The organism is Streptomyces capillispiralis, from assembly GCF_007829875.1.
In the GTDB taxonomy this organism is placed as follows: domain Bacteria; phylum Actinomycetota; class Actinomycetes; order Streptomycetales; family Streptomycetaceae; genus Streptomyces; species Streptomyces capillispiralis.
Genome location: NZ_VIWV01000001.1, coordinates 3,637,362 through 3,659,923 on the forward strand (window position 1 = coordinate 3,637,362; position 22,562 = coordinate 3,659,923).

A 22,562-nucleotide genomic window follows, 5' to 3' on the forward strand; every position below is an offset into this window, starting at 1 on the left:
GGCGGGAATCACGACGGTGTGGGCAGGAGTCGCCACCAACCGGTGAGCGCCCGGTCTCCCCGGGGCAAACGCTTGGTGAAACCTCCCGGTGCCGGCCCGCGCCCCCACCCCCGGCGGCCCGGCCCTGTCGGTGCCCGCGGGTAGATTCGACATCGGGCCGGTGTGCCCCCGCACAGGGCACCGACCGGCCGGACCGACGACTGCAGGAGTGATTCGCGTGGATCGTGTCGCGCTGCGCGGCCTGAAGGCCCGTGGGCACCACGGTGTGTTCCCCAAGGAGCGCGAGGAGGGCCAGACCTTCATCGTGGACCTCGTGCTCGGCCTGGACACCCGCCCGGCCGCCGCCGACGACGACCTGACGAGGACCGTGCACTACGGCATCGTGGCGGAGGAGGTGGTGGCGGTCGTCGAGGGCGAGCCCGTCAACCTCATCGAGACGCTCGCCGAGCACATCGCCCAGGTCTGCCTGAAGCACGACGTGGTGCGGGAGGTCGAGGTGTGCGTCCACAAGCCGGACGCGCCGATCACCGTGCCCTTCGACGACGTGACCGTCACCATCAACCGGAGCCGCGTATGACCAGGCCGTTCACCCAGGGCCACACCGACCCGACGGTGCAGCCCGTCCCCGCCTCCGTGGTCGAGCAGGTCGACGCCGCCGACACCACCCTGCACAACCCGAAGCGGGCCGTGGTCTCCCTCGGCGCCAACCTGGGCAACCGCCTGGAGACCCTCCAGGGCGCCGTCGACGCCCTGGAGGACACCCCGGGCATCCGCGTCAAGGCCGTCTCCCCGGTGTACGAGACGGAGCCGTGGGGCGTCGAGCCGGGCAGCCAGCCCTCGTACTTCAACGCGGTCGCGGTGCTGAAGACCACCCTGCCCCCGTCCTCCCTGCTGGAGCGGGCGCACGCGGTCGAGGAGGCCTTCCACCGGGTCCGGGACGAGCGCTGGGGTCCGCGCACCCTGGACGTGGACATCGTCTCCTACGCGGACCTCCACTCCGACGACCCGCAGCTCACGCTCCCGCACCCGCGCGCCCACGAACGCGCCTTCGTGCTCGCCCCGTGGCACGACGTCGACCCCGAGGCGGAGCTCCCGGGTCACGGACCGGTCGCCGACCTCCTCGCCGCCGTCACCCGCGAGGGCGTGACTCCCCGCGCCGACCTGGAACTCAGGCTGCCCGAGTAGCCGTTAAGGTCGACAGGACCACTTTCCGGGGCACCGGTCCGGGGGAACGCGAAGGGACACCGTGAGAGAGCTGCGCATCAGGGTGCTGGCCGGCGTCTTCGTCGTCGCCGGAGTCCTGTCCTGGGCCGGCGCCCGCCTGTGGAACTCGTTGGGGACCCTCCCGAGCGTGCCCGTGGCCGCGCCCATCGTGCTCGCCCTGATCGCGGTGGTCCTCGCGGCCACCGCGCTCTCCCTGCGCGCCCGCCTCAGGGCCCAGCGCGAACGGCAGCACGACGCCAAGGGCGTCGACCCGCTGATGGCGGCCCGCGCGGTCGTCTTCGGCCAGGCCAGCGCCCTGGTCGCGGCCCTCGTCGCCGGGATGTACGGCGGCGTGGGCGTGTTCCTGCTGGAGTCCTTGGACATCCCCGCCCGCCGTGACCAGGCCGTCTACGCCGGCTTCTCGGTCCTGGCGGGCGTCGGCGTCATAGCCGCGGCCATCTTCCTGGAGCGCGTCTGCAAGCTCCCGGAGGACGAGGACGACCACAACGGCCCGGGGACGGCACCGGCGGCCTAGGGTCTGATCCCCCGCGACGCCGGCGTGATCCCACGACGGGCCCTGAGCCGTCGGCGGCGTCAGCGGGCCATGATCAGGCTCATCGCCTCGTTGCGCGTCGCCGCGTCCCGCAGCTGACCGCGCACGGCCGACGTGAGCGTCTTCGCGCCGGGCTTGCGGATGCCGCGCATCGACATGCACATGTGCTCGGCCTCCACGACCACGATCACCCCGCGCGGCTCCAGTATCTCCATCAGGGAGTCCGCGATCTGCGTGGTGAGTCGTTCCTGCACCTGCGGGCGGCGGGCGTAGACGTCCACCAGCCGGGCCAGCTTCGACAGACCGGTGATCTTCCCGCTGGTGGCCGGGATGTACCCGACGTGCGCCACCCCGCGGAACGGCACCAGGTGGTGCTCGCAGGTCGAGTACACCTCGATGTCCTTGACCAGCACCATCTCGTCGTGACCGATGTCGAACGTGGTCGTCAGCACGTCCTCGGGCTTCTGCCACAGCCCCGCGAAGATCTCCCGGTACGCCCGCGCCACCCGCGCCGGGGTCTGCTGCAGACCCTCCCGGTCCGGGTCCTCGCCGACCGCGATCAGCAGTTCGCGTACGGCGTTCTCGGCCCGCTTCTCGTCGAACTCGCCGACGGGGGCCATGCCGTCCAGCGTCACGGGGTCGGTCATGAGGTGCCTCGTTCCTGTGCTTCACGCGTGAGGGCACGCGTCTCAACTGCGGATACACGAAATGCCGCGCCCCCCAGGCTAGAACCAGGGGGGCGCGGCATCCATTCCGGGCCCGGTGGGGCCACCGGGAGCCTCGGGATCAGCTCTCGGGACGGTCCTCCGCGGCCGGCTCGGGCGCCGGGGCGGGCTCCGCCGCGGTGCTCTTGGCGGTGGTGATGGCCGGCGTCGCGCCGTTCGACCCGTTCGTCAGGGCCAGCTCCTTGGGGGAGAGGACCGGCGGGCGGGTGGACGGCGTACGGCGCGAGGAGCCGGTCCAGGCGGGCCGGGGCGGGCGCTTGACGATCGGCGCGAAGACCTCGGCGATCTCCTCCTTGCCCAGCGTCTCCCGCTCCAGGAGGGCCAGGACCAGGTTGTCGAGGACGTCACGGTTCTCGACCAGGATCTCCCACGCCTCGTTGTGCGCGGTCTCGATGAGCTTCTTGACCTCTTCGTCGACCAGCGCGGCGACCTCTTCCGAGTAGTCCCGCTGGTGAGCCATCTCACGGCCGAGGAACGGCTCGGTGTTGTCACCGCCGAACTTGATCGCACCCAGCCGCTCGGTCATGCCGTACTGCGTGACCATCGCGCGGGCCAGTCCGGTGGCCTTCTCGATGTCGTTGGCGGCACCGGTGGTCGGGTCGTGGAAGACGAGCTCCTCGGCCGCGCGGCCGCCCAGCATGTAGGCCAGCTGGTCCAGCATCTCGTTGCGCGTGGTCGAGTACTTGTCCTCGTCCGGCAGGACCATGGTGTAGCCGAGGGCGCGGCCTCTCGACAGGATGGTGATCTTGTGGACCGGGTCGGAGTTCGGGGAGGCCGCCGCGACCAGGGCGTGTCCGCCCTCGTGGTACGCGGTGATCTTCTTCTCCTTGTCCGACATGATCCGGGTCCGCTTCTGCGGGCCCGCGACCACACGGTCGATCGCCTCGTCCAGCATCTTGTTGTCGATCAGCTTCTGATCGCTGCGCGCGGTCAGCAGCGCGGCCTCGTTCAGCACGTTGGCCAGGTCGGCACCGGTCATGCCGGGGGTGCGGCGGGCGACGGCCGACAGGTCGACGTCCGGGGCGACCGGCTTGCCCTTCTGGTGCACCTTGAGGATCTCCAGCCGGCCCTGCATGTCCGGGCGGTCGACCGCGATCTGGCGGTCGAAGCGGCCGGGCCGCAGAAGGGCCGGGTCGAGGATGTCGGGCCGGTTCGTCGCGGCGATGAGGATCACGCCGCCCTTGACGTCGAAGCCGTCCATCTCGACGAGGAGCTGGTTCAGGGTCTGCTCGCGCTCGTCGTGACCGCCGCCGAGGCCGGCGCCGCGGTGGCGGCCGACCGCGTCGATCTCGTCGACGAACACGATCGCGGGGGCGTTGGCCTTGGCCTGCTCGAACAGGTCACGGACCCGGGAGGCACCGACACCGACGAACATCTCGACGAAGTCGGAACCGGAGATCGAGTAGAACGGCACCCCGGCCTCGCCCGCGACAGCACGCGCCAGCAGGGTCTTGCCGGTGCCGGGCGGGCCGTACAGCAGCACGCCCTTGGGGATCTTCGCCCCGACGGCCTGGAACTTCGCCGGCTCCTGCAGGAACTCCTTGATCTCGTGGAGTTCCTCGACGGCCTCGTCCGAGCCCGCGACGTCGGCGAACGTCGTCTTCGGCGTGTCCTTGGTGATGAGCTTCGCCTTGGACTTGCCGAAGTTCATGACGCGGGAGCCGCCGCCCTGCATCTGGTTCATCAGGAACAGGAAGACGACCACGATGAGGACGAACGGCAGCAGCGACAGCAGAATGCTCACGAACGGGTTCTGCTTGGACGGCGAAACGGTGTAGCCGTCCGGGATCTGCTCGTTCTGGAATTTGTCCTGCAGCGTGTTGGCGATGGTGACGCCCTGGTCACCGATGTAACTCGCCTGGATCTTCGAGCTGTCCTCGACCTTTTCGCCGTCCTTGAGCGAGACCTTGATGATCTGCTCGTCACCGGTGGTCAGCTTGGCCGACTCGACCTTGTTCTCATTGATCGCCTGGACGACCTGGCCCGTGTCCACCGTCTTGTAGCCGCCGGACGAGCCGACGACCTGCATCAACACGACCACGGCAAGGACGGCCAGCACGATCCACATGACCGGCCCACGGAAGTATCGCTTCACGTCCATCCATACGGAGCGGTGCCGCCCCGTCCCTCCTGCCATAGTGAGTTTGATAAAGGCTGTTCTTCGGACGGTACCCCAGCATGGTCCCCCGAAGCTGCGGGGGACAGCCGGCATTCGCGTCCACGCATGCTCCAACGCCGCGGAGCCCGCCGGGGTTCCCGATCACCGTACGGCGGCCCCGCCCGGGGCTCAGCCGCCGTAGACGTGGGGCGCGAGCGTACCGACGAACGGGAGGTTGCGGTACTTCTCGGCGTAGTCGAGGCCGTAGCCGACGACGAACTCGTTGGGGATGTCGAAACCGACCCATTCCACGTCGATGGCGACCTTGGCGGCCTCGGGCTTGCGCAGCAGCGTGCACACCTTGAGGGAGGCGGGCTCGCGCGAGCCGAGGTTGGAGATCAGCCAGGACAGGGTCAGGCCGGAGTCGATGATGTCCTCGACGATCAGGACGTGCTTGCCCTTGATGTCGGTGTCGAGGTCCTTGAGGATCCGCACCACACCGGAGGACTGGGTGCCCGCCCCGTACGAGGACACGGCCATCCAGTCCATCGTGACGGGGGTGGACAGCGCCCGGGCGAGGTCGGCCATCACCATCACCGCGCCCTTGAGGACGCCGACGATCAGCAGGTCCTTGCCCGCGTACTCCGCGTCGATCTTCGCGGCCAGCTCCACCAGCTTGGCGTCGATCTCTTCCTTGGTGATGAGCACCTTCTCGAGGTCGGCACCCATGTCTTTCGCGTCCACCCGCATCACTTTCGGTCGTCCCACCGGCCGGTCCGGTCCGCCCCGCGACTCGTACGGGTCGGTGGGGTCCGGAATCAGCCCTGCCGAATCACCAGTCTGCCACCCTGCCGGCGGGCGACGACCCGGCCGGGGAGATTGATGGCCCCCTGACCGCGCCAACCGGTGATCAGCCGGTCGACTTCCTCGATGTGGCGGGCGAACAGCGAACCGGCCGGGGCACCGGCCTCGATGGCGGCCCGGCGCAGTACACGGCGGCGCACGGCGGGCGGCAGGGCGTACAGCCCGGCGCACTCCAGGCGGCCGTCGGCGTCCCGGACGCCGGCCTCGGCGCGGCCGGCCCAGGCGTCGAGGGCGTCGGCATCGTCCCGGGAGAGCTGGGCCGTACGGGCGAGGGCCTCGACGACGCCCTTGCCGAGGGCCTTCTCCAGGGCGGGCAGCCCCTCGTGGCGGAGCCGGGAGCGGGTGTAGGCGGGATCCGCGTTGTGCGGGTCGTCCCAGACGGGCAGGGACTGGACCATGCAGGCCTTGCGGGCGGTCTGCCGGTCGAGCTGGAGGAAGGGGCGGCGGTAACGGCCGCCGGCCCCCGAGACCGCGGCCATTCCGGACAGGGAGCGGATGCCGGAGCCGCGGGCGAGGCCGAGCAGGACGGTCTCGGCCTGGTCGTCGCGGGTGTGGCCGAGCAGGACGGCGGTGGCGCCGTGCCGTTCGGCGGCGGCGTCCAGCGCGGCGTAGCGGGCGTCGCGGGCGGCGGCCTCGGGGCCGCCGCCGCGTCCGACGGTGACGGCGACGGACTCGGCGGGGTCGAAGCCGAGTTCGCGCAGGCGCAGGACGACCTCGGCGGCGCGCAGGTCGGAGCCGGCCTGGAGGCCGTGGTCGACGGTGACGCCGCCGGCGCGGATGCCGAGCCGGGGGGCCTCGAAGGCGAGGGCGGAGGCGAGCGCCATGGAGTCGGCGCCGCCGGAGCAGGCCACGAGCACGAGCGGGGAGGGCGGCTGCTCGTGTGCGGGACGGCCGGGGGGCAGGCCGTGGTCGTCGAGGATGTCGGTCAGGACGCGGCGGACCGCCAGGCGTATCGCCGCGACCGCAGGATGGGGACCCATGTCCGGTTCCCTTCATGAAATTTTCGGGGGGTGAACCCGATGCCGGTCACTCAGAGTGTGTAGATGGTGACAGAACCGGGCCGTTCCCCGAGCATCGCACGCCTACCCAGGGCTCACGGTCCCTCGGACGGGTGATTGAAGGGGCGTCTGTCTGCCGTCGGCCGGACGCGTCGCATGACGGTGCGCGGGGGTCACGATTCCGTTTTGCGGTGCACCCGTGTGATCCAGTCCGCCGGTTTGGAGATCTCCGCCTTGGTGGGGAGCGTGTTGGGCGAGGTCCACACGCGGTTGAAGCCGTCCATCCCGACCTCCTCGACGACGGCGCGCACGAAGCGTTCGCCGTCGCGGTACTGGCGGAGTTTGGCGTCCAGGCCGAGCAGCTTGCGCAGGGCGAGGTCCAGGCGGGAGGCGCCCTTCGCGCGGCGCTGCTGGAACTTCTCGCGGATCTCGGCGACGCTCGGCACGACCTGGGGTCCGACGCCGTCCATCACGAAGTCGGCGTGGCCCTCCAGCAGGGACATCACCGCGGTGAGGCGGCCCAGGATCTCGCGCTGGGCGGGGGTCTGCACGATCTCGACGAGGGAGCGCCCCTCGTCGCCCTCCTCGCCCTCGGGCCGTCCGCCGGCGAGGGACTGGGCGGCCTCGCGGACGCGCTCCAGGACGGTCATGGGGTCGACGTCGGTCTCCCCCAGGAACGACTGGATCTCGCCCTCCAGGTGGTCGCGCAGCCAGGGCACGGCGGTGAACTGGGTGCGGTGGGTCTCCTCGTGGAGGGTGACCCACAGCCGGAAGTCGTGCGGCTCGACGTCGAGTTCGCGTTCGACGTGGACGATGTTGGGGGCGACGAGCAGCAGCCGGCCGCCGCCGTTCGCACCGGACGGCAGGTCGCGGGTGGCGGGGGCGAAGGTCTCGTACTGGCCGAGGACGCGGGAGGCCAGGAAGGACAACAGCATGCCCAGTTCGACGCCGGTGACCTTGCCGCCGACGGCGCCGAGGACCGCGTTGCCCGGGCTGGTGCCGCGCCGTTCCTGCATCTTGTCGAGGAGCGGTTTGAGGAGTTCGCGGAAGCCCGCGACGTTGGCCCGGACCCAGCCGGGGCGGTCGACCACGAGGAGGGGGGTGTCGTGGGTCTCCTCGGTGCCCAGACGAGTGAAGCCCCGGACGTGTTCCTCCGAGGCCTTCGCGTGCCGGCGCAGTTCCGCGACAACGGCCCTGGCCTCGTCGCGGCTCACGTCGGGGCCCGGCCGCATGAGCCGGGTCGCGGTCGCGACCGCGAGATTCCAGTCGACCATCCCGGAAGAGGCAGCACCACCGATGCTCGTCATGCGTCAACGGTACGTGAGGGCGCCGGTTGGGGGCAGGGCGGCGAGGTGACGGGGGCGGGACGCGGGGCCGCACGGCGGCGGGGGTGTGGTCGTCGGCGTCCCGGTGCTCCGGCGGCAGGCGGCGGGGTCTGCGGGCTCGTGCCTGAGGGTTCTCGCCCCCGCCGCCCCTTCCCGTCCCGTCCCTGGGGGCTGCGCCCCCGGACCCCCTTCGCGCAGTTCCCCGCGCCCCCTAGTGCGCAGTTCCCCGCGCCCCTGGGTGCGCGGTTCGCCGCGCCCCTATGGGCGGCAGCCGCACGCTGACAGGGCTGTGGCCGCCTTGTCCAGGGCGGACTGGGCCGCTGCCGGGGCGCCGGTGCCGTTGGCCAGGAAGGCGAAGGCCAGCAGGCGGCCGTCCTTGTCGACCACGGTGCCCGCCAGGGTGTTCACGCCGGTCAGCGTCCCCGTCTTGGCCCGTACGACACCGGCCGCCCCGTCGGCGTAGCGGCCGGACAGGGTGCCGGTGAAGCCGGCGACGGGCAGCCCGGTGAGCGCGGGGCGCAGTTCGGGGTGGGCCGGGTCGCCGGCCTTGACGAGCAGGGCGGTGAGGAGGTCCGCGGTGAGCTTGTCGCGCCGGTCGAGGCCGCTGCCGTCCTTGACGTCGGCACCCTTGACGGGCAGGCCGAGCTGCTTCAGCCGCGCGGTGATCGCCTCGCCGGCGCCGTCGAAGTCGGCGGGCCTGCCGGTGGCGAGGGCGGTGTGCCGGGCGAGGGCCTCGGCGAGGTCGTTGTCGCTGTTGGTCAGCATCCGCTCGACGAGCGCGGCGAGCGGGGGCGAGGAGACGGTGGCGAGGGTGGACGCGCGGGTGGTGGACTTCGACGGTCCGGGGGGCGTGGCCTTGATGCCGTGCTCCTTGAGGAGCTCGCCGAACCGCCGCGCGGCGTCGGCCGCCGGGTCCGGGACCCGCGGGGCCGGGCCGCTGGTGGAGTCGTCGGTGCGGGCCTCGTCGACCATCAGGGGGGTGACGGCCGCGAGGTTGGGGTTGACCCCGATCGGGTGCATCGTGCCGCCCTTGTAGAGGGTCGTGTCGTAGGAGAGGGTCACCTCCCGCAGGCCGCGCTTGGCCAGGGCGGCGGCGGTCCGTTCGGCGAGGTCGCGCAGGCCGGCGAGCCCGTGGGTCTCCGCGCGGGCGGTGAGGGTGGGGTCGCCGCCGCCGACCAGGACGACCTCCTCGGTGTCGGGCTCGTAGACCGTGCGGGTGGTGAGGCGGTGGTCGCTGCCCAGGGCGGAGAGCGCGGCGACCGCGGTGGCGATCTTGGTGGTCGAGGCCGGGACGAGCGCGTCCGCGGCGCCGCTGCCGTACAGCCGCCGACCGGTGGCCACGTCGACCACGGCGGCCGAGCGCCGGCCCAGCGCCGGGGTGTTCAGCAGCGGGTCGAGGACGCCGGTGAGGGCCTTCGCGGAGGGGGCCGACCGCACGGTGGTGGCGGTGCCGCCGAGGCCGGTGAGCACGGACGCGGCGGGCGGGACGGCCCGCGGTCCGCGCGGCGGCGTACCGGCGTGGGCGGGGGCGCCGCCGTGATCTGTGCCACGCGCGGCTTCCAGGGCCACGGCCCGGTCCCGCTCGGCCGTACGCTGACCCGAGGAGTCCCAGGGACCGGCGGCGGTCACCACTCCCGCGGCCAGCGCCAGACCGGCGGTGGCGGCGGTCGCGGTGAACTGCCAGGTCTTCGGCCGCGCGACCCGCGGGACCTGCGGTGATCCCGGCCGGTCCGGCCGCGCGAACCGTGGCCCGGCGGCCGCGGCGAGGCGCGCCAGACGTGGCCGCAGGGTCTCCGCGGCCCGGGCGAGACGCGGCCGTACGGTGCCCGCGATCCGCGCCACGTGCGGTCTCGCGGCCCGCCAAGGCCCCAGTTCCGGCACGACCACCAGCCCCTTTCGCGATCACACACCTGCGTGAGGGACACTTAACCACCAGAACTATGTGCTGATCATGGAGGAGCCACCGGTGGAGTTCGACGTCACGATCGAGATCCCGAAGGGTTCGCGGAACAAGTACGAGGTGGACCACGAGACGGGTCGGATCCGCCTGGACCGTCGACTCTTCACCTCGACCGCCTACCCGACCGACTACGGCTTCGTCGAGAACACCCTCGGCGAGGACGGCGACCCGCTGGACGCGCTGGTCATCCTGGACGAGCCGACCTTCCCCGGCTGTCTGATCCGCTGCCGCGCGATCGGCATGTTCCGCATGACGGACGAGGCGGGCGGCGACGACAAGCTGCTGTGCGTCCCCTCGACGGACCCGCGCGTGGAGCACCTGCGGGACATCCACCACGTGTCCGAGTTCGACCGCCTGGAGATCCAGCACTTCTTCGAGGTCTACAAGGACCTGGAGCCGGGCAAGTCGGTCGAGGGCGCCAACTGGGTCGGCCGGGTGGACGCCGAGGCCGAGATCGAGCGGTCCTACAAGCGCTTCGAGGAGCAGGGCGGCCACTGAGCCCACACCGCGAACACCACAGGACGGGCCGTACGCGACGCGTGCGGCCCGTTCTGCTGTGCGTGCGCATACTGAGGCTGTACGGGGCAGGCTTACGGACGGTGTCGTACGAGGAGAGCGGAGCAGGTGACGGACGCGGAGGACCGCAAGCCGCAGTCGGACGAGGCGAGGAGCACGTTCATGCCCCCCGCCGGTGTCGTGGCACCGGCCGACGACGAGTCGTCGACGACGTCCGAGTTCGCCCTTCCCACAGGGCTGGCCGCCCCGAAGACCACCGGCACCGAGTCCGAGACCACCTCGGAGTTCGCCGTTCCGGACGGTCTGGACGTGGCTCCGCCGCAGCCGCACGAGACGGAGGGCTCGGCGTTCACCCCGCCGAGCACCTACAGCGCGAAGCAGCCTCCGGCGGCGTTCACCCCGGCGAGCGGGATCCCGCTGGTCAGCCTGGCCAGGGACGTGCCCTGGCAGGACCGGATGCGCACCATGCTGCGGATGCCGGTGACCGAGCGGCCGGCGCCGGAGCCGGTGCAGCGGCACGACGAGGCGGGCCCCGCCGTGCCGCGCGTGCTCGACCTGACCCTGCGCATCGGCGAGCTGCTGCTGGCGGGCGGCGAGGGCGCCGAGGACGTGGAGGCGGCGATGTTCGCCGTGTGCCGCTCCTACGGCCTGGACCGCTGCGAGCCCAACGTCACCTTCACCCTGCTGTCGATCTCCCACCAGCCCTCGCTGGTCGACGACCCGGTGACCGCGTCGCGCACGGTGCGCCGCCGGAGCCCCGACTACACGCGGCTGGCGGCCGTCTACCGGCTGGTGGACGACCTCAGTGACGACGAGACCCACGTCTCCCTGGAGGAGGCGTACCGGCGGCTGGCGGAGATCCGCCGCAACCGGCACCCGTACCCCGGCTGGGTGCTGACCGGGGCGAGCGGGCTGCTCGCGGGCGCCGCCTCGGTGCTGGTGGGCGGTGGCTTCCTGGTGTTCGTGGCCGCCGCGGTCGGCGCGATGCTGGGCGACCGGCTGGCCTGGCTGTGCGCGGGGCGCGGGCTGCCGGAGTTCTACCAGTTCACGGTGGCGGCGATGCCGCCGGCCGCGATCGGGGTGACGCTGACCCTGGCGCACGCGGACGTGAAGGCGTCCGCGGTGATCACCGGTGGACTGTTCGCGCTGCTGCCCGGGCGGGCGCTGGTGGCGGGCGTGCAGGACGGGCTGACCGGCTTCTACATCACGGCGTCCGCGCGTCTGCTGGAGGTCCTGTACTTCTTCGTGGGCATCGTGGCCGGCGTGCTGACGGTGCTGTACTTCGGCGTGCAGCTGGGCGCCAAGCTGAACCCGGACGCGGCGCTCGGTGTCTCGGAGCGGCCGGTGTGGCAGATCGCCGCGTCGATGCTGCTGTCGCTGACCTTCGCGATCCTGCTCCAGCAGGAACGATCAACCGTGGCGATGGTGACCCTCAACGGCGGCGTCGCCTGGGTGGTGTACGGCGCGATGTACTACGCGGGCGACATCTCGCCGGTGGCGTCCACGGCCGTGGCGGCGGGGGTGGTGGGCCTGTTCGGGCAGCTGCTGTCCCGGTACCGGTTCGCGTCCGCGCTGCCGTACACCACGGCGGCGATCGGGCCGCTGCTGCCCGGTTCGGCCACCTACTTCGGTCTGCTGGGCATCGCCCAGAACGAGGTCGACTCGGGTCTCGTCTACCTCACGCAGGCGGTGGCGCTCGCCATGGCCATCGCGATCGGGGTGAACCTCGGGTCGGAGATCTCGCGGATGTTCCTGCGGATCGGCTCCGCCGAGAAGCGCCGGGCGGCGAAGCGGACGCGGGGCTTCTAGCCGCCCCGCGCCCCGCTCGCGGGCGGTTCAGTAACCGCGGTTGTACGGCTGCTGCTGGTTCTGGTCGTAGTACTGGTCGTTGCCGTACGGCTGCTGGGGCTGCTGCTGCGGGTACCCCTGGTCGCCGTAGGGCTGCTGCTGCTGCGGGTAGCCCTGGTCGCCGTACGGCTGCCGGGGCTCCGGCTGGGGGTAGCCCTGGCCGCCGTAGTGCTGCTGCTGGGGCGGCTGCGGGGCGGCCGGGGTGATGCGGCGCAGCTGGGTCGTGGCGTCGTCCATGACGGGCGCCTGCGGGTGCTGGTGCGGGGCGGCCGCCGGGGCCACGGCGCCGGCGCGCTTCTTCTTCCCGCGCTCGCGCAGGTACTCGACGATGATCGGCACCACGGAGACGAAGACGATCAGGACCAGGATCGGCTCGACGTTCTTCTTGATGAACTCGATCTGGCCGAGCCAGTAGCCGGCGAGGGTGACGCCGCATCCCCAGGCGACACCCCCGATCAGGTTGTACGTGAAGAAGGTCCGGTACTTCATGCGGCCGGCGCCGGCCACGATGGGGGCGAAGGTGCGCACGATCGGGACGAAGCGGGCCAGGACGATCGCCTTGGGGCCGTACTTCTCCATGAACTCGTGGGCCTTCTCCAGGTTCTCCTGCTTGAAGAGCTTGGAGTTGGGGCGGTTGAACAGCTTCGGCCCGAAGAACTTGCCGATCATGTAACCGACTTGGTCGCCGATGACGGCGGCCAGCACGATCAGCGTGCACACCAGCCACAGCGGCTGGCTGATGTAATTGCCCTCGGCCACGAAGAGACCCGCCGTGAACAGCAGGGAGTCACCGGGCAGGAACGCGAAGAGTCCGGACTCCGCGAAGACGATCAGCAGGATGCCGGGGAGGCTGAAGGTCTCGATCAGGTAGTCCGGGCTCAGCCACTCAGGGCCGAGCGCAAGCGTGGTCACGGGGATGTGGCTCCTGCAGCTGGGGGGTAACGGGCTGGGCTGGCTGCCCAAATTATGAACGCAGCCGTCGAGACCCAGGTTCCGCGGGGGTACCCAGGATGCCCTGTGTGCGGCCCAGGAGAAAGCCGTGAAGGTCCGCCGCGGGTGATCCGCGCAGGTCGTGGCCCGGAGGCGGATCCGGGCCACGACGACGGCTCAGGAGCTGTGCCGGGCGGCGTTCGCGAGGATCGCGTCGCGCAGGTAGGCGGCGAAGCCCGGACGGGCCTGGTCGAGGTTGCGCGTGAAACGCTCGTCCGAGACGTACATCTCCCCCAGGCAGGTGTGCATCTCGTACCCGCAGTCGTAGTGGTTGCGGGAGATCCCCTGCCGGTGCTCCTCGGCGGCGTCCATGGCCGCCTCGGAGCCGGCGGGCTCACCGGCCTCCATCAGGGCGACGAAGCGCCGGGTCAGCTCGTCGGCCTCGCGCTGGACGCGCTGCCAGTCCTCCTTCGTGTACGAGGCGGTCCGCTCCCGGGACTGGCGGTAGGCGTCGGTGTCGCCCCAGCGTTCGCGCACCTCCTCCTGGTACTGGTCCGGGTCGAAGTCCCCGAAGACCTCGAACTTCTCCTCGGGCGTGAGGTTGATGCCCATGCTGCGTGCCTCCATGGCGTGCTCCACGGCCGCCGCCATCTTCTGCAGCCTCTCGATCCGGGCGGACAGCAGTTCGTGCTGGCGGCGCAGGTGCGCGCGCGGGTCCGCGGCCGGGTCGTCGAGCAGGACGGCGACCTCGTCGAGCGGGAAGCCGAGCTCCCGATAGAACAGGATCTGCTGGAGCCGGTCGAGGTCGGCGTCGCTGTAGCGCCGGTGCCCCGCGTGGCTGCGCTCGCTGGGCACGAGCAGGCCGATGCCGTCGTAGTGGTGCAGCGTGCGCACCGTGACGCCGGCGAAGCCGGCCACCTGTCCCACGGAATAACTCACTTCCGCTCCCTTCTGGGTACGCCCTCCACCCTGGGCCCTCACGCGACGTGAGGTGCAAGCCGGTGAGGGAAGCGGACGCGGGGACGTGCGCCGGCGGGTGGTCAGGAGGGGAAGCCGCCGCTCCTGACCGCCGCGACGAACGCCGACCAGGCGGGCGCCGGAACGATCACGGCGGGCCCGTGGGGGTTCTTGGAGTCACGTACGGGGACGCCGGAGAGGAAGTGGTCCAGCACTTCGAGGCAGCTGCCGGCCTCGGGGCCGCTGTACGACGACTTCCGCCAGCCGTCGAGCAGGGCGCCATCCGCTATGAGGGACTCAGTCACCACGTCTGTACTCCTTCGCGATCGCCTGCATCATGGCGGTGGACTCCTTGAGCGGCAGCGCGTCGCTCAGTGCCAGATCGTAGGCCCCCTCAAGGCGCGTGACCACAGACGGAGAGTCGTGCACCTTGCCCACCTGGACACCCTCCGAGTACGCCAACGGCGGTTGGTCCTCGAAGGACATCAGCGTGACCAAGCCCTGCAGCAGTTGATACGCGCCAACCCCGTAGGGGACCACGTGCACGCGTACACGACGCCGTTCCACCAAGCGAACCAGGTGCGCGATCTGCTCCGCCATGACCTCTCGCCCGCCCACGACCCGCCGCAGCACCGCCTCGTCCAGCAGCGCCCAGACCACGGGTGTCACCGGATCGTCCAGGATCCTCGCCCGCTCAAGGCGTGTGACAACGAGCCTGTCACATTCCTCTTCACTCACAGGAGGGAACGACGTGCTCAGAACCGCACGCGCGTACCGTTCCGTCTGCAGGATGCCCGGGACGAACGACAGGGCGAACTCCCTGATCATCACCGCTTGTCGTTCGAGCAGCCGGGCCGCCTCGAAGTAGTCCGCGACCGCAGCTTCCTGCTGTGGCAGAAAGCTGCTCAGCACACTCCCCGTGCCCAGCGCGGTGTCCAGCCGCCGGGCGTCCTCCCGGGACGGCACCCTGCGGCCCGCCTCGATGTGCGCGATGTGCGTGCGCGTCATGACCGCCGACTCGGCCAGTTGCTGCTGCGTCAGCCCCGCCGCCTCACGCTGTTCCCTGAGCCAGTCGCCGTAGTTGGTGCCCACGAGATCAACCCCTCTGTGACAAATGCTCTGTCACCTTGAACCCCCTGGCGAGCCTAGTGCGGGCCGTCTCACTCTGTAGGTCGATCGCTACGGAACGCGACATCGATCACGGAGTCACCTCATGCTCGACCTCATCGCCCGCCTCCTCGAACCGCTGCTCAGCCTCGTCGCCCCCGGTACCGGACGACGTCGGCTCGACGCAGGGGCCGGATACGATCCCCCGCCCGTCGAGGGCCCGGCCCCGCGCCAGTTCGGCGCACGCCCTCTGCGCGGCGAGGACCACAGCCTCGTACGCCCCTACGTCGTCGCGCACGAACGCCGGGAACGGGAGCGGCGCCGACAGGCCCGGCGCCGCTCCCTGCTGATCGCCCCGCAGGGCGTCCACCTGCTCCCCCACCCGACTCACCGCCTGGGACTGACCGCATGACCCACCACGCCCTCACCCCCGCCCGCCTGCTGCCCTGGGCGGGTCCCGAAGGCAAGCCCTGCTACCTCCTGAGCGACGGCGGCGGACGCCTCTCCCGGGCCGCCGACATCGCCGAGGGCGTCCAGCTCGACATGGCCGCCGGCCTGCTCGCCCACCTCGCCGACATGCTCCGCGACGACGAGCCCGTGAGCGCCGTCCAGCTCCGTTACCTCCTGGCCCGCATGGGCGAGGCCCTGACCGACGTGTGCCGCATCGCGGAGAGCAGGGGCGCCCGCCTGGGCGTGTACACGGACTTCGACGCCGATGCGGATCCGGGCAGTTGAGGTCGGCTCAGCGGCTGAGCCGCGCGAACCGGCGTACCGCCAGGGGGAAGAACACCGCGAGCAGGGCCAGCGGCCAGGCGACGGCGGCCCACACGTGGCCCGGTTCGCCGCCGGGGCTGCCGAACAGGTCGCGCACGGCCGTGGCGGTCTGGGACATGGGGTTCCACTGGACGACCGTGCCCAGCCAGTCGGGCATGGACTCGGGGGCGGCGAAGGCGTTGGACAGGAAGCCGACCGGCCAGACCAGGATCTGCACCGCCTGCACCAGCTCCGGCTTCCCGGCCACCAGCGCCAGATGGATGCCGATCCAGAGCATCGCGAACCGGAACAGCAGGAGCAGCCCCACGGCGGCCAGGAAGCCGGCCGCGCCGCCCTGCGCGCGCCAGCCCAGCGCGGCGGCGACGGCGAGGAGCACCGCCAGGCCGAGCGCCGACTGGAGCATGTCGGCGGCGGAGCGGCCCACCAGGACCGCGCCGTTGGCCATGGGCATGGAGCGGAAGCGGTCGATGACGCCCTTGTCGAGGTCCTGGGTGACGGCGACCATGGTGCCCTCCAGGCCGAAGGCCATGGTGAGGGCGAGCATGCCCGGCACCAGGAAGTCGAGGTAGGCGCCGCTCACGCCCCGGCCGCCGCCGACCAGGTAGCCGAACATCAGCAGCAGCATCACCGGGAAGACCAGGTTCACCACCACGCCGACGGGATGCCGCTGCCAGCGGGCGAGTTCGCGGCGGGTCATGGTCCAGGAGTCGGTCAGGGCGTACGCCGGGGTGGTCATGCGGTCTCCTTCACTCGGTCGCCGGATCCGGTCAGCCGCAGGAACACCTCGTCGAGGGTGGGCCTGCGCAGGGCGATGTCCTCGGCCTCGATGCCGGACTCCTCCAGCGCGCGGACGACCCCGGCCAGGGCCGCCATGCGGTCGGTGACCGGGGCGCTCAGCAGCCGCCGGTCGGTGTCGACGGTGACCGTGTCCTTCGGCGCGGGCAGCAGGGCGACGGCCGCGCCCAGGTGCCCGGCGTCGCGCAGGACGACGTCGATGCGGTCGCCGCCGCTGGCCGCCTTCAGCTCGTCCGCCGTGCCGTCGGCGATGACGCGGCCGGCGTCCACCACCGAGATGCGGTCGGCGAGCTGGTCGGCCTCCTCCAGGTACTGCGTGGTGAGCAGCACCGTCGTACCGCCGCCGACCAGGGAGCGGACCGATTCCCACACCTCCGCGCGGCCGCGCGGGTCGAGGCCCGTGGTGGGTTCGTCCAGGAAGAGCACCTCCGGTTCGGTGATCAGGGAGGCGGCGAGGTCCAGGCGGCGCCGCATGCCGCCGCTGTACTGCTTCACCGCCTTGTGTCCGGTGCCGGACAGTTCGAAGCGCTCCAGCAGTTCGCCGGCCCGCGCGCGGGCGCGGCGCGCGCCCAGGTGGTGCAGGCGGCCGAACAGCTCCAGGTTCTGCCGGCCGCCGAGTTCCTCGTCGAGCGCCGCGTGCTGGCCGAGCAGGCCGATGCGCAGCCGTACGGCGTACGCCTCGCGCACGACGTCGTGTCCTGCCACCTCGACCCGGCCCGCGTCGGGCCGCAGCAGGGTGGCCAGGATCCGCACCAGGGTGGTCTTGCCCGCGCCGTTCGGCCCGAGCACCCCGTGCACCGTGCCGCGCGCGACCGTGAGGTCGAGCCCGTCCAGTGCGGGCCTGCCCTCCTTCCCGCCGCTTCCGCGGTACGTCTTGCGTGCGTCCTCGACGGTGATCGCCGTGTCGGCCACTGGGACTCCCTCGCTAGTCAAACTTGACTACAGCGGTGACCGTATACCCGCCGATCCCATTGGTCAAACTTGATTACTGGGCGTCCCCCGGATGCCGCTCCCCCGTGGCGTACGGGTTCTCCTCGCCGTCGGCCAGGACGCCGACGAACGGCTCGCCCTCACCGGCGAAGGTGTAGGCGCCGCCCCTGATCCGCTCGATGAGCGCGCGGGTCCACTCGGCGCCCGTGTCGGCGGAGTGGACCCAGAAGTCCATGATCTCCCCGATGTGGCCGAGCCGGCCGGGACCGTCCTCGGGCGTGTAGTACTCGGTGACGGACGTGCGCCACTCCCCGATGGCCCGCATCCGCCGCTCCAGCAGCTCCAGGGCCTCCGCCCGGCTCAGGTCGACCATGAAGCCGAGCCCGGCCGAGAGCACGTCCGGCTTCTGGTCGTAGGAGGTCAGCGACTCCCGCAGCAGCCGGAAGAACTCCTCGGTGCCCTGCTCGGTGATCTCGTACTCGGTGCGCGGCGGGCCGCCGGCCGTGGACGGGGCGATCTCGTGCGCCAGCAGCAGCCCCTGTTTGGCCATCTGCTTCAGGGCGTGGTAGATCGAGCCGGGCTTGGCGTTGGACCACTCGTGCGCGCCCCAGTACTCCAGGTCGTTGCGCACCTGGTAGCCGTGGGCCCGCCCGTGCTGGCGCACCGCGCCCAGCACGAGGAGACGGATCACTGACATGGGCCCAGCCTAGCCAGCCGGGATTCCCCCCGGGCCGGGCCCGGGGGGCGTCACGCCGGTCAGAACGGGAAGGCGCTCCGGCCGTGCTGCACCGAGATCCACTTCACCGTGGTGAAGGCGTCCAGCATGGTGTCGCCGTTCAGCCGGCCCACGCCCGAGTGCTTCTCGCCGCCGAAGGGGACGATCGGCTCGTCGTGCACGGTGCCGTCGTTCACGTGGAACATGCCGGTGTCGATCTGCCGGGCGAAGTGCACGCCGCGCTCGATGTCCCCGGTGTGCACGGCACCGCTCAGGCCGTACGGGGTGTCGTTGACGAGACGCACGGCCTCCTCCTCGCCGTCGAACGGCACCAGGAAGACGACGGGCCCGAAGACCTCCTGGCGGAGCAGCGCGGAGTCGGCGGGCAGGCCGGTCAGGACGGACGGCTCGACCAGGTTGTCGGTGCGGCTGCCGCGCACCAGGGCCGTGGCGCCCTCGGCGAGCGCCTGCTCGACGACGCCGGACAGCGCCTCCGCCTGCCGGGAGTTGATGACCGGGCCGACGACCGTCTCCGGGTCGCGCGGGTCGCCTGCCTTCAGGGACCTGACCTTGGCGACGAACTTCTCGGTGAACTCCTCGGCCACCGCGCGGTCGACCAGCACGCGGTTGGCGGCCATGCAGACCTGGCCCTGGTGGACGTACCGGCTGAAGACGGCCGCGTCCACGGCGTAGTCCAGGTCGGCGTCGTCGAGGACCACCAGGGCGCTGTTGCCGCCGAGTTCGAGGACCGAGCGCTTGAAGTGGGCGGCGCAGACGGTGGCCACGTGGCGGCCGACCTCGTCCGAGCCGGTGAAGGAGATGACCTTCGGGACCGGATGCTCCAGGAAGGCGTCGCCGATCTCCGCGATGTCGGTGATGAGGACGTTCAGCAGACCGCCGGGCAGGCCCGCGTCCTCGAAGATCTTCGCCACCAGGGAGCCGCCGACGACCGGGGTGTCCTGGTGCGGCTTGAGCACCACGGCGTTGCCGAGCGCGAGCGCGGGGGCGACCGACTTGAGCGACAGCAGGAACGGGAAGTTGAAGGGGCTGATCACGCCGACGACCCCGACGGGCACCCGGTAGACGCGGTTCTCCTTGCCGTCCACCGGCGAGGGAAGGATCCGGCCCTCGGGGCGCAGCGCCAGATGGACCGCCTCGCGCAGGAACTCCTTGGCGAGGTGCAGCTCGAAGGCCGCCTTCAGGCGCGTGCCGCCCAGTTCGGCGACGATCGCCTCGGAGATCTCCTCCTCGCGCTCCTCGACGAGCCTCAGCGCCTTCTCCAGCACCGCGCGGCGGGCGTACGGGTTGGTCGCCGCCCACTCCTTCTGCGCGCGGGCGGCCGCCCGGTACGCCTGATCGACCTCGTCGACGGTGGCTATGGTGATCGACGCGAGCTTCTCGTCGTCGTACGGGTTGAAGTCGATGATGTCCCAGGATCCGCTGCCCGGGCGCCACTCACCGTCGATGTACTGCTGAGCCAGATCGGTGAAGTACGACGACATGTGATCCCTCGATCCCTCGCTGCGTCAGCAGAGCCCTGACCCACTGCACGGTCTGATGGCACGTCATCGTACTTGCGCTCGGCGCGAGTTGAGCGTTTCCGTCCTCATCAGGACAGTTGCAGGAGTCCCCTCAGCAGGTCCCGGCTCTCCGCCGGCCCCGGGCTGTCGTGCTGGAGCTCCTTGAGCGCCTTCTCGTACTGGGCGACGTCCTCGGCCTTGTCCAGGTACAGCGCGCTGGTGAGCTGCTCCAGGTACACGACGTCCGACAGGTCGGACTCGGGGAAGCTGAGGATGGTGAACGCGCCCGACTCCCCGGAGTGCCCGCCGAGGCTGAACGGCATGACCTGCAACCGCACGTTGGGCCGCTCGGAGATCTCGATCAGGTGCTGGAGCTGGCCGCGCATCACCACGCGGTCGCCGTACGGCCGGCGCAGGGCGGCCTCGTCGAGGACCACGTGGAACTCGGGGGCGTTCTCGGAGACCAGGTACTTCTGCCGCTCCAGGCGCAGCGCCACCCGCCGTTCGACGTCCTCGTCGCTCGCGCCCTTCATGCCGCGCCGCACCACCGCGCGGGCGTACTCCTCCGTCTGCAGCAGGCCGTGCACGAACTGCACCTCGTAGGCGCGCAGCAGCGAGGCCGCGCCCTCCAGGCCCACGTAGGTCGGGAACCAGCTGGGCAGCACGTCCGAGTAACTGTGCCACCAGCCCGCGACGTTGGCCTCGCGGGCGAGGGAGAGCAGCGAGGTGCGCTCCTGCTCGTCCGTGATGCCGTACAGGGTCAGCAGGTCCTCGACGTCCCTGGTCTTGAAGCTCACCCGGCCCAACTCCATCCGGCTGATCTTCGACTCGGAGGCGCGGATCGAGTAACCCGCCGCCTCGCGCGTGATCCCCCGCGCCTCACGCAGTCGCCTGAGTTGTGATCCGAGCAGCATGCGCCGCACCACCGATCCCGGCTCTCCCGCGCTCACGTTCGCCAGCCTCCCCAACGTCTTCAGGGCCCGCAGTCTGCCACTAAAACACTTCGAGCAGTACTCGTCCGGTTACGGAAACGGAATCAAGCCGGTGAATCCCCGCAGGAAGGAGCACCGGAGGAGCAAGAGGAGGCGGGAGGACAGCCAGGAGGAGACGCGAAGATGACGGAAAAATTGGCCAACAAACCGGTACGGGCAGGTCGATTCCGGTCAGCTGCACGTGCATCTGCCCTTGCATCTGCTGTGCGCATCGGAAACCATGGTCCCGCACCACCGCCGCCTCGCTACGACCGCGAATTCCCGGGAGTGCCTCGCATGGGGACGAATGGATCGACCATGCTCGAGCCGTTACGGCAGGGCCTTCCGCCGTTGAACCTCGCGGCCGCCTCCGACGCCGCCTCCTGTGCCCTCCACGCCCGCTACGAAGCGGTCCGCGAAGCCCGGCAGTTCACCCGCAGGACACTCGGCCAGTGGGACCTGGACGACCGTTTCGACGACGTGTGCCTGGTGGTGTCCGAACTGGTCACCAACGCCCTGCGCCACGCGCTGCCCGCCAACTCCCCGCGACTGACGGCACAGGACCCGCCGGTGCGGCTGCATCTGATGCGGTGGACCGAGCGGCTGGTGTGCGCGGTGCGCGACCCCAGCGACGACAGCCCCGTCGCCCGTGACTCCGGGGACTTCTCCGCCGAGTCGGGCCGCGGACTGTTCCTGGTCGACTCCTTCAGCGACGGCTGGGGCTGGCACCCCATGGCGGGCGCCCTCAGCGGCAAGGTGGTCTGGGCCCTGTTCCGACTCCAGCGCCCCGCCGCCGACCGTCCCACCCCCGGCAGATGACGCACCGCGGCGCTTCCGGGCGCCGCGGTTCTCCGCGCGTCGCCGCCCCACGGGCGTCCCACGCCACCTGCGCACCGCCTCGACGGTCCGGCGGCCCCCTCCGGCGCGTCCATGACCCGGGGTCCGGCGCCCGGGCGCCTCAGCCGGCGACCAGGTGGTCGAACTCGCCGTCCTTCACGCCCAGCAGCATGGCCTCGATCTCCGCGCGGGTGTAGACGAGCGCGGGGCCGTCGGGGAAGCGGGAGTTGCGCACGGCCACCTCCCCGCCGGGCAGCCGGGCGAACTCCACGCAGGACCCCTGCGAGTTGCTGTGCCGGCTCTTCTGCCAGGCCACGCCGTCCAGCGTGGTGGCCGCCATGCCGTTGTACACGCCGGACGGGCCGGCACCGTCGCACACGTCCACGTCACCGTCGTACACGTCGTGGTCCACAGGTCGCTCCCCGCTGGTGCACTGGCTGGTGTGGCCATTGATGCAGTGGTCAACTGACCCGGATCATAGCTTTGTTCATGTGCAGATGCATGGGCAGATGCACGTGCACGCGGGGTGTTGCTGCGGTTACAGCCCTGGCGGTCGGGCGGTCTCCGCCGTGCCGGATCTTTGCTGAACCCCGCTCACCTTAGAGACGCGGGCGGGGCACTTCCTGTTCCCTCGTCTTTCCCCTCGTCTTCTCCTCATGCCGACGGTGGCGGTGTTTTCCCGTTCAACCCGTTCGACCCGTTCAACGGGTCGAGTAGGGCAGCAGCCCCATCTCCCGGGCGTTCTTGACCGCCCGGGCCAGCTGCCGCTGCTGCTGGGCAGTCACCCGGGTGACGCGACGGCTGCGGATCTTGCCCCGGTCGGAGATGAACCTGCGCAGCAGGTCGGTGTCCTTGTAGTCGATGTAGGTGATCCCGGCCTGGTCGAGGGGGTTGGGGCGGGCCTTGGCGGGCCGGCGCTCGGGCTTGCGGGGCATG

At 71.2% G+C, this 22,562-nt stretch carries 25 protein-coding genes; 8 read left to right on the forward strand and 17 right to left on the reverse strand.

Features of this window, described 5'->3' with window-relative positions; all coding sequences use genetic code 11:
• The first annotated feature begins 217 nt into the window (after window positions 1-217).
• From folB to FHX78_RS15405, 3 genes are all read left to right on the forward strand, one after another.
• Window positions 218-577: a dihydroneopterin aldolase gene (gene folB / locus FHX78_RS15395; RefSeq protein WP_145868036.1), complete on the forward strand. Its 360-nt coding sequence runs from the start codon at window positions 218-220 to the stop codon at window positions 575-577.
• Window positions 574-1,185 (forward strand): 2-amino-4-hydroxy-6-hydroxymethyldihydropteridine diphosphokinase, encoded by a 612-nt coding sequence (gene folK, locus FHX78_RS15400; RefSeq protein ID WP_145868037.1) that lies wholly within the window; start codon window positions 574-576, stop codon window positions 1,183-1,185. Before folB ends, folK begins: the two co-directional genes overlap by 4 nt.
• 61 nt (window positions 1,186-1,246) lie before the next feature.
• Complete coding sequence (locus tag FHX78_RS15405; RefSeq protein ID WP_145868038.1) at window positions 1,247-1,738, forward strand: DUF3180 domain-containing protein; 492 nt, start codon at window positions 1,247-1,249, stop codon at window positions 1,736-1,738.
• A 59-nt stretch (window positions 1,739-1,797) separates the two neighbouring features.
• Here FHX78_RS15405 and folE read toward each other — a convergent pair whose 3' ends face one another.
• From folE to dacB, 6 genes are all read right to left on the reverse strand, one after another.
• The gene (gene folE / locus FHX78_RS15410) at window positions 1,798-2,403 is read right to left on the reverse strand and encodes a GTP cyclohydrolase I FolE (RefSeq protein WP_145868039.1); all 606 of its coding nucleotides are present in this window, start codon (window positions 2,401-2,403) and stop codon (window positions 1,798-1,800) included.
• A 139-nt stretch (window positions 2,404-2,542) separates the two neighbouring features.
• Window positions 2,543-4,582, reverse strand: a complete 2,040-nt coding sequence (gene ftsH / locus FHX78_RS15415) for an ATP-dependent zinc metalloprotease FtsH (RefSeq protein ID WP_145868040.1) — start codon at window positions 4,580-4,582, stop codon at window positions 2,543-2,545.
• 186 nt (window positions 4,583-4,768) lie between these two features.
• Window positions 4,769-5,329, reverse strand: coding sequence for a hypoxanthine phosphoribosyltransferase (gene hpt / locus FHX78_RS15420; protein ID WP_145871989.1), 561 nt, complete (start codon window positions 5,327-5,329; stop codon window positions 4,769-4,771).
• A gap of 68 nt (window positions 5,330-5,397) precedes the next feature.
• Window positions 5,398-6,423, reverse strand: coding sequence for a tRNA lysidine(34) synthetase TilS (tilS, locus tag FHX78_RS15425; RefSeq protein WP_145868041.1), 1,026 nt, complete (start codon window positions 6,421-6,423; stop codon window positions 5,398-5,400).
• 191 nt (window positions 6,424-6,614) lie between these two features.
• The gene (locus FHX78_RS15430) at window positions 6,615-7,748 is read right to left on the reverse strand and encodes a zinc-dependent metalloprotease (protein WP_145868042.1); all 1,134 of its coding nucleotides are present in this window, start codon (window positions 7,746-7,748) and stop codon (window positions 6,615-6,617) included.
• 276 nt (window positions 7,749-8,024) lie between these two features.
• Window positions 8,025-9,653, reverse strand: a complete 1,629-nt coding sequence (gene dacB, locus FHX78_RS15435) for a D-alanyl-D-alanine carboxypeptidase/D-alanyl-D-alanine endopeptidase (RefSeq protein WP_145868043.1) — start codon at window positions 9,651-9,653, stop codon at window positions 8,025-8,027.
• Window positions 9,654-9,732: 79 nt separating this feature from the next.
• Between dacB and FHX78_RS15440 the strand changes: the two genes are divergently transcribed.
• On the forward strand, window positions 9,733-10,224 hold the full coding sequence (locus FHX78_RS15440) for an inorganic diphosphatase (protein ID WP_145871991.1): 492 nt from the start codon (window positions 9,733-9,735) through the stop codon (window positions 10,222-10,224).
• 126 nt (window positions 10,225-10,350) lie between these two features.
• Complete coding sequence (locus tag FHX78_RS15445; protein WP_145868044.1) at window positions 10,351-12,051, forward strand: threonine/serine exporter family protein; 1,701 nt, start codon at window positions 10,351-10,353, stop codon at window positions 12,049-12,051.
• A 27-nt stretch (window positions 12,052-12,078) separates the two neighbouring features.
• Here the strand turns inward: FHX78_RS15445 and FHX78_RS15450 are convergent, their stop codons facing one another.
• The 4 genes from FHX78_RS15450 to FHX78_RS15465 all read right to left on the reverse strand — a co-directional run bounded on the left by FHX78_RS15450 (window position 12,079) and on the right by FHX78_RS15465 (window position 15,069).
• A complete protein-coding gene (locus FHX78_RS15450) occupies window positions 12,079-13,002 on the reverse strand; it encodes a DedA family protein (RefSeq protein ID WP_145868045.1) in 924 nt (307 codons plus the stop codon).
• A gap of 195 nt (window positions 13,003-13,197) precedes the next feature.
• Entirely contained in the window at window positions 13,198-13,959 is a 762-nt protein-coding gene (locus tag FHX78_RS15455) for a MerR family transcriptional regulator (protein WP_145868046.1), read from the reverse strand.
• Between the two features lie 101 nt (window positions 13,960-14,060).
• A complete protein-coding gene (locus FHX78_RS15460; RefSeq protein ID WP_145871993.1) occupies window positions 14,061-14,282 on the reverse strand; it encodes a DUF397 domain-containing protein in 222 nt (73 codons plus the stop codon).
• Window positions 14,275-15,069, reverse strand: coding sequence for a helix-turn-helix domain-containing protein (locus FHX78_RS15465; protein WP_145868047.1), 795 nt, complete (start codon window positions 15,067-15,069; stop codon window positions 14,275-14,277). Before FHX78_RS15465 ends, FHX78_RS15460 begins: the two co-directional genes overlap by 8 nt.
• Window positions 15,070-15,190: 121 nt before the next feature.
• Here FHX78_RS15465 and FHX78_RS15470 point away from each other — a divergent pair, with 121 nt between their 5' ends.
• Entirely contained in the window at window positions 15,191-15,496 is a 306-nt protein-coding gene (locus FHX78_RS15470) for a hypothetical protein (RefSeq protein ID WP_145868048.1), read from the forward strand.
• The gene (locus FHX78_RS15475) at window positions 15,493-15,819 is read left to right on the forward strand and encodes a hypothetical protein (RefSeq protein ID WP_145868049.1); all 327 of its coding nucleotides are present in this window, start codon (window positions 15,493-15,495) and stop codon (window positions 15,817-15,819) included. Before FHX78_RS15470 ends, FHX78_RS15475 begins: the two co-directional genes overlap by 4 nt.
• Window positions 15,820-15,826: 7 nt before the next feature.
• Here the strand turns inward: FHX78_RS15475 and FHX78_RS15480 are convergent, their stop codons facing one another.
• From FHX78_RS15480 to FHX78_RS15500, 5 genes are all read right to left on the reverse strand, one after another.
• Window positions 15,827-16,594, reverse strand: coding sequence for an ABC transporter permease (locus tag FHX78_RS15480; protein ID WP_145868050.1), 768 nt, complete (start codon window positions 16,592-16,594; stop codon window positions 15,827-15,829).
• Window positions 16,591-17,565 carry an ATP-binding cassette domain-containing protein gene (locus tag FHX78_RS15485; protein ID WP_167531767.1) on the reverse strand — a complete coding sequence of 325 codons (975 nt, stop codon included), beginning with the start codon at window positions 17,563-17,565 and terminating at the stop codon, window positions 16,591-16,593. The genes FHX78_RS15480 and FHX78_RS15485 overlap by 4 nt, the downstream gene beginning before the upstream one ends.
• 73 nt (window positions 17,566-17,638) lie before the next feature.
• Window positions 17,639-18,280, reverse strand: coding sequence for a PadR family transcriptional regulator (locus FHX78_RS15490; protein ID WP_145868052.1), 642 nt, complete (start codon window positions 18,278-18,280; stop codon window positions 17,639-17,641).
• Window positions 18,281-18,339: 59 nt separating this feature from the next.
• The gene (locus FHX78_RS15495) at window positions 18,340-19,800 is read right to left on the reverse strand and encodes an aldehyde dehydrogenase family protein (protein WP_145868053.1); all 1,461 of its coding nucleotides are present in this window, start codon (window positions 19,798-19,800) and stop codon (window positions 18,340-18,342) included.
• Between the two features lie 107 nt (window positions 19,801-19,907).
• Window positions 19,908-20,732 (reverse strand): helix-turn-helix domain-containing protein, encoded by an 825-nt coding sequence (locus tag FHX78_RS15500; protein WP_145871995.1) that lies wholly within the window; start codon window positions 20,730-20,732, stop codon window positions 19,908-19,910.
• 375 nt (window positions 20,733-21,107) lie between these two features.
• Here FHX78_RS15500 and FHX78_RS15505 point away from each other — a divergent pair, with 375 nt between their 5' ends.
• Window positions 21,108-21,608 (forward strand): ATP-binding protein, encoded by a 501-nt coding sequence (locus FHX78_RS15505; protein WP_145868054.1) that lies wholly within the window; start codon window positions 21,108-21,110, stop codon window positions 21,606-21,608.
• A gap of 139 nt (window positions 21,609-21,747) precedes the next feature.
• On the opposite strand, the gene FHX78_RS15510 is transcribed toward FHX78_RS15505, so the two are convergent.
• Complete coding sequence (locus FHX78_RS15510) at window positions 21,748-22,038, reverse strand: DUF397 domain-containing protein (RefSeq protein WP_189908559.1); 291 nt, start codon at window positions 22,036-22,038, stop codon at window positions 21,748-21,750.
• A gap of 289 nt (window positions 22,039-22,327) precedes the next feature.
• A complete protein-coding gene (gene rpsR, locus FHX78_RS15515) occupies window positions 22,328-22,561 on the reverse strand; it encodes a 30S ribosomal protein S18 (RefSeq protein ID WP_145868055.1) in 234 nt (77 codons plus the stop codon).
• Window position 22,562: the final 1 nt, after the last annotated feature.

Excerpts from the sequence above, each read along its gene's own strand:
- folK (WP_145868037.1), top strand. The coding sequence starts at position 574 with ATGACCAGGCCGTTCACCCAGGGCCACACCGACCCGACGGTGCAGCCC.
- folE (WP_145868039.1), bottom strand. The coding sequence starts at position 2,403 with ATGACCGACCCCGTGACGCTGGACGGCATGGCCCCCGTCGGCGAGTTC.
- ftsH (WP_145868040.1), bottom strand. The coding sequence starts at position 4,582 with ATGGACGTGAAGCGATACTTCCGTGGGCCGGTCATGTGGATCGTGCTG.
- hpt (WP_145871989.1), bottom strand. The coding sequence starts at position 5,329 with ATGCGGGTGGACGCGAAAGACATGGGTGCCGACCTCGAGAAGGTGCTC.
- tilS (WP_145868041.1), bottom strand. The coding sequence starts at position 6,423 with ATGGGTCCCCATCCTGCGGTCGCGGCGATACGCCTGGCGGTCCGCCGC.
- FHX78_RS15430 (WP_145868042.1), bottom strand. The coding sequence starts at position 7,748 with ATGACGAGCATCGGTGGTGCTGCCTCTTCCGGGATGGTCGACTGGAAT.
- FHX78_RS15470 (WP_145868048.1), top strand. The coding sequence starts at position 15,191 with ATGCTCGACCTCATCGCCCGCCTCCTCGAACCGCTGCTCAGCCTCGTC.
- FHX78_RS15475 (WP_145868049.1), top strand. The coding sequence starts at position 15,493 with ATGACCCACCACGCCCTCACCCCCGCCCGCCTGCTGCCCTGGGCGGGT.
- FHX78_RS15480 (WP_145868050.1), bottom strand. The coding sequence starts at position 16,594 with ATGACCACCCCGGCGTACGCCCTGACCGACTCCTGGACCATGACCCGC.
- FHX78_RS15490 (WP_145868052.1), bottom strand. The coding sequence starts at position 18,280 with ATGTCAGTGATCCGTCTCCTCGTGCTGGGCGCGGTGCGCCAGCACGGG.
- FHX78_RS15495 (WP_145868053.1), bottom strand. The coding sequence starts at position 19,800 with ATGTCGTCGTACTTCACCGATCTGGCTCAGCAGTACATCGACGGTGAG.
- FHX78_RS15500 (WP_145871995.1), bottom strand. The coding sequence starts at position 20,732 with ATGCTGCTCGGATCACAACTCAGGCGACTGCGTGAGGCGCGGGGGATC.
- FHX78_RS15505 (WP_145868054.1), top strand. The coding sequence starts at position 21,108 with ATGCTCGAGCCGTTACGGCAGGGCCTTCCGCCGTTGAACCTCGCGGCC.
- rpsR (WP_145868055.1), bottom strand. The coding sequence starts at position 22,561 with ATGCCCCGCAAGCCCGAGCGCCGGCCCGCCAAGGCCCGCCCCAACCCC.